This window comes from Xanthomonas sp. A1809 (assembly GCF_017746015.1).
GTDB classification, from domain to species: Bacteria; Pseudomonadota; Gammaproteobacteria; order Xanthomonadales; family Xanthomonadaceae; genus Xanthomonas; species Xanthomonas euvesicatoria.
This window is the reverse complement of the sequence record NZ_JAGHWZ010000032.1, coordinates 1-3,837: the sequence shown is the minus strand read 5'-3', so window position 1 is coordinate 3,837 and position 3,837 is coordinate 1. Positions and strand designations below refer to the sequence as shown.

8 protein-coding genes are annotated in these 3,837 nt (G+C 60.6%); 3 read left to right on the top strand and 5 right to left on the bottom strand.

The features are described 5' to 3' along the window. Window positions 1-43: 43 nt before the first annotated feature. The 4 genes from J7396_RS21765 to J7396_RS21750 all read right to left on the bottom strand — a co-directional run bounded on the left by J7396_RS21765 (window position 44) and on the right by J7396_RS21750 (window position 1,926). On the bottom strand, window positions 44-370 hold the full coding sequence (locus J7396_RS21765) for a hypothetical protein (protein ID WP_209262116.1): 327 nt from the start codon (window positions 368-370) through the stop codon (window positions 44-46). Beyond that, a complete protein-coding gene (locus tag J7396_RS21760; protein ID WP_209262115.1) occupies window positions 357-818 on the bottom strand; it encodes a type II toxin-antitoxin system HicB family antitoxin in 462 nt (153 codons plus the stop codon). Before J7396_RS21760 ends, J7396_RS21765 begins: the two co-directional genes overlap by 14 nt. Next, window positions 815-1,084: a type II toxin-antitoxin system HicA family toxin gene (locus J7396_RS21755; RefSeq protein ID WP_209262114.1), complete on the bottom strand. Its 270-nt coding sequence runs from the start codon at window positions 1,082-1,084 to the stop codon at window positions 815-817. Before J7396_RS21755 ends, J7396_RS21760 begins: the two co-directional genes overlap by 4 nt. Before the next feature lie 143 nt (window positions 1,085-1,227). Then, entirely contained in the window at window positions 1,228-1,926 is a 699-nt protein-coding gene (locus J7396_RS21750) for a S24 family peptidase (protein WP_209262113.1), read from the bottom strand. A gap of 75 nt (window positions 1,927-2,001) precedes the next feature. Here J7396_RS21750 and J7396_RS21745 point away from each other — a divergent pair, with 75 nt between their 5' ends. Then, window positions 2,002-2,478 carry a YdaS family helix-turn-helix protein gene (locus tag J7396_RS21745; RefSeq protein ID WP_080948148.1) on the top strand — a complete coding sequence of 159 codons (477 nt, stop codon included), beginning with the start codon at window positions 2,002-2,004 and terminating at the stop codon, window positions 2,476-2,478. A 107-nt stretch (window positions 2,479-2,585) separates the two neighbouring features. On the opposite strand, the gene J7396_RS21740 is transcribed toward J7396_RS21745, so the two are convergent. Next, the gene (locus J7396_RS21740) at window positions 2,586-2,918 is read right to left on the bottom strand and encodes a hypothetical protein (protein WP_046933441.1); all 333 of its coding nucleotides are present in this window, start codon (window positions 2,916-2,918) and stop codon (window positions 2,586-2,588) included. A gap of 175 nt (window positions 2,919-3,093) precedes the next feature. On the opposite strand from J7396_RS21740, the gene J7396_RS21735 reads away from it, so the two are divergent. Both J7396_RS21735 and J7396_RS21730 read left to right on the top strand, forming a co-directional pair. Then, window positions 3,094-3,567: a phage regulatory CII family protein gene (locus J7396_RS21735; RefSeq protein WP_046931989.1), complete on the top strand. Its 474-nt coding sequence runs from the start codon at window positions 3,094-3,096 to the stop codon at window positions 3,565-3,567. Continuing rightward, window positions 3,567-3,837 (top strand): hypothetical protein (locus J7396_RS21730; RefSeq protein ID WP_209262112.1); only part of this gene is annotated, 271 nt, incomplete at its 3' end. The genes J7396_RS21735 and J7396_RS21730, both read left to right, overlap by 1 nt.

The window sequence follows — 3,837 nt, the reverse complement described above, 5'->3', positions numbered from 1 at the left end:
ACCCCACAAAGCAAAAACCCCGCCGGAGCGGGGTTAACAAGCGCTAGGGCGCTGATCGCGCTTTCTTAATCGAACGCTTTTTCGCCTTCCCAGGGTAGTCGATAGTGAGCTTCCCGTCTGACGAGGTCGCGCGCAGTCCAATGCCCCCGATCCCGATCGACATTGCTGGAAAAGATTCTTTCTGACCTTCCTCAGCCTCAGATTGGATGATCGAGTTTCCCAGCTTGTACTCCACCACCAGCGCGTACTTGCCTGCGGAAAGCTCACATTGGTCGGCGATTATGCTCGCCAACTCCTGCAGTGGGTACATGCGAGTGGCCATATTGTCTGGCAACTCGAGCGGGTTGCTTGTCTCTCTATTGGACGACACGGCTGATAGCTCCTCTGTAGAGCTCATCAGCAGCCACTACTGCTGAATATGTATCGAAATGCTGTTCAGGCGAATAAACAACGTAGTTGTGGCTGTGATGATTGGTAACGCGGCTGTCGCCGTGCAGGTAGCAATGGATTGCGCGTGCAACAACTTCGTTCAGGCTCACGCCGTCGTCTATCGCTCGCAGCTTTGCCTCACGGTGAAGCTCGGGTTCCACCCGTACGTTGAATGTCCCGCTTAGTGGCTTCAGCGGGTCTCGGTTGAGTTCCTTACAGGTCTCAATGTAATCGTCGACAGCCGCTCGAAACTCCGCCTCGATCTGCTTCATGTCAGCGGTTTCGTACGTCACAAGGTCATCGATGAACAAGATCTTGCCGCGACACACGCCCTTATCCAATACAAGTTCCGCCGTTCCGTCGTATCCCTTGTACTTCAGTATGTTCATTTTGCTTCAGCCTCTAAGAAGCCATTCATCCTAAGGTGTTCCACAATGTCGTTTATGCAGCCCTTATCCACCTCTGGCTGCGGGTGGGGCTCGTGGCAGTTAATCAGTCGATTCTTCTCTCGATGGAAAAATTTTCGTCTGGAACCGTTGCCCTTGATCAGCTCGTATCCGAGGTGAAGGAGGGCTGCCTGTAGATCATCCCACTTGACGTCGGATGGGGTCGGCTTCCTGCACATCTTTGCCAGCGTTTTGTCGTGCTTCCCCATGCCGCATCCTGTCGGTAGGTAGAGTGTAACTAAAAAATAGTTGCAAAGCGTGAAGCGGTACCTTCTACCGACAATTACTTCGTCGGCCGGTTTCCACCTGACCCCTACATATCGGCGCCGCCCAGCGTAAATCAAGGGCTCCGTCAGTCACGCCAGCCGCCTACCCAGTGGACACGGCCGATGATGGTGATCGGGTGCTTCTTGGAGACCATGGGCTTTGGCTTGCGCCACTGGTGGTCGCCGGCGGGGTTGTCGCTCTGGAAGTAGACGCCGGCCTCGAGCACGAGGGCGCGCTTGACGTAGTACTCGGGGTTGGCCATGCCGTCGAGCTGGATGACGTAGAGGCTGCCGTCGACAGGGCGGGTGTCCGTGGTGTCGAACAGGATGGCGTCGCCGTCCTGGATGGTCGGCTCCATGCTGTCGCCCTTGCCGTAGTAGACGGCCAGGTCGCGCCCGAGTAGGCCGCGGCGGCGGAGGCTGGTTTTCTTGAACTTGAGGCTGTGGGTCTCGGCGTACTCCTGCGCCTCGGCGCCGGCGCCCAGGCCCACTGCCTGCGACCAGCCGGTAACGTCCGCATAGTCCTCGTCCACATCCGGTTGGTTGCCAGACCCAAAGTAAAGCTGGTCGAAGCTCACCCCGTGATCTGCCGCGATACGCCGTGCCGTGTCGATCTCCGGACGAAACTTGCCATTCAGCCAGTCGTTGGCCGTTACGTTCGATACCTTGTATTGGCGCTGCAAATAGGCGCCCGCGCCACGCCGCGGCACGTCGTGGTTCGATAGAAGCTCTACAAGGCGCCGGCCAAATTCCGGCGCGTCCTTGTCGGGGGGTCTCTTAGGCATAGCCTAAATGATGCCTTCAGAAATATTAGGTTTGCCCTGTTGCTTGTTTATTAGGTTGCACCTAATATGGCTGGCATGGACAGCCAAACCCCACTGCAGAAAGCAATCGTCGTCGCCGGTTCGCAACAGAACTTGGCTAGCCAATTGGGCATTCGCTCGGCTTCCATCAGCGAGTGGAAGTCGCGCGGTCGCATTCCCGTTGAGCGTGTTCGTTCTATCGAGTCGGTTACGGGCATCAGCAAGCACGAGCTGCGGCCCGACATTTTTGGCCCTGATCCGATTCCAGCTGCGGCCGACTTGGCAACACAAACCGGTCATATCAACGCCGACACCAGCAAGCGCGCGCTGCGCGAAAAGCTCGGCCTCGCGAACGACGTAGGCTTGGCCGTGGTGCTGAAGCTGCCGCGCGAACAGGTCGAAGCCTGGGGCGACGACGAGCAGCTGCCTGCGCTGCCCTCGATCTTGGCTCTGCTGGCTCCTCCCGCCGTCGAGGCGCGCAAGGCGCCGGCTGACTGCGACGCCGACCGCATCGTGCCGGTCGAGGTGGCCTGACATGGCGCGCTTCACGGAAGACGAGCTAAGGGCAGCAATAAAGAATCCCGCTCTCGTGACGTTTGCATACGAGAGCGGTGTCTGCACCGGCATGAAGGTGTTGGGCGCTACTTCATTCCGGGCAGACCGCGCTCGAGTGGTGGCTGCAGGCCAGAGTCCTTCTGCAGCTGCAGCCGAGCGTTGTTCAAAAAACCCACGATTTCGCGACAAACGCGCAAGTGCTCGTCTCTCGTTGCGTCCGATAGCGGTGATTGCAGCATGTCTGCTGCTGAGCGCTCTGCTGCGTCGGCGAGGTGCCGCATGAGCACTTCGGTCGGGTTCTCTCTGTCGAGTGCGAACTGCTGGACCACTTGGTGCAGGCCATTTAAGCGGCCCATCAGGATGTCGACCATCTCGCGCAGGTCCTTGAGTTCCGCGCGTAGCGCTTGCGTTTCGTCCATGTCGCCCTCCTTGCGGGCAGTCGTTGGGGCCGTGGGGGCACCAGCGTACCGCGCTGAGGGCGACGCCTTCTTGATGCGTCCCGGCTAGGGCCGGCGCAGTTCCCGTGCAGTTGTTCTCCATGGCCGTGATCTTGCCGGCCGCCGTCACTCGAAACCACGTTCAGGTCGAAACCCGATGAACATTACCGATGCCGCATACCACACCGTTCACGCCTACCCGGGCGGTAGCGTGGCGCTGGCCACCCGCCTGATCACCACGAAGGACGATGGCCGCGAGCGCGCCATGTCCGACGCGGTGCTGCGCAGCAAGGTCAACCCAAACACGACCACGCACCACCTGACCCTGGCCGAGGCCAGCCAGATCATGGGTGTGACCGGCGACGACCGCATCCTGCATGCGCTGGCCGCGGAGCACGGCTACACGCTGACGCGCACCGAGGCGCCGACCAGCGGCAGCATGCTGGCTGCGCTGCTTTCCGCGTCGTCCGCGAAGGGGAAGCTGTCGCAGATCATCGGCGAGGCGATCGACGACGGCCGCATTACGGCAAACGAGGCTGCAGAGATTGCGGCCGCCTGCGGCGATGCGCAGGCACAGCTCGCGCAGGTCGCCCAGCACGCGCGTGCCGCTGCCGAAGCCGGGGTGCAGTGATGTCGTACGGAGCCAAGCACCCGCTGGTGCTGAAGTCGCTGCAGGCAACTCCGGCAGCACTGAAGGGCAAAGAGCTGACGGCGGTCGAGTTCGCGCGTTCGATGGCTGACTGCACGCGGAGTGTTCGCGACTCCGTGCGTGGCCAGCGTGCTTCGACAGTGAGCTTTCTCAAGCGCGACCAGTTGGCTCTCCGCATCAAGAACCTGGACGCACGCATTGCTTACTGGGAAGCCCGCGCCGAAGAGCTGGAAGCGCAGCAGGGCGGTGGGC

Coding starts and splice junctions, on each gene's coding strand:
- J7396_RS21755 (WP_209262114.1), bottom strand. CDS start 1,084: ATGGGGAAGCACGACAAAACGCTGGCAAAGATGTGCAGGAAGCCGACC.
- J7396_RS21750 (WP_209262113.1), bottom strand. CDS start 1,926: ATGCCTAAGAGACCCCCCGACAAGGACGCGCCGGAATTTGGCCGGCGC.
- J7396_RS21735 (WP_046931989.1), top strand. CDS start 3,094: ATGAACATTACCGATGCCGCATACCACACCGTTCACGCCTACCCGGGC.
- J7396_RS21740 (WP_046933441.1), bottom strand. CDS start 2,918: ATGGACGAAACGCAAGCGCTACGCGCGGAACTCAAGGACCTGCGCGAG.
- J7396_RS21760 (WP_209262115.1), bottom strand. CDS start 818: ATGAACATACTGAAGTACAAGGGATACGACGGAACGGCGGAACTTGTA.
- J7396_RS21745 (WP_080948148.1), top strand. CDS start 2,002: ATGGACAGCCAAACCCCACTGCAGAAAGCAATCGTCGTCGCCGGTTCG.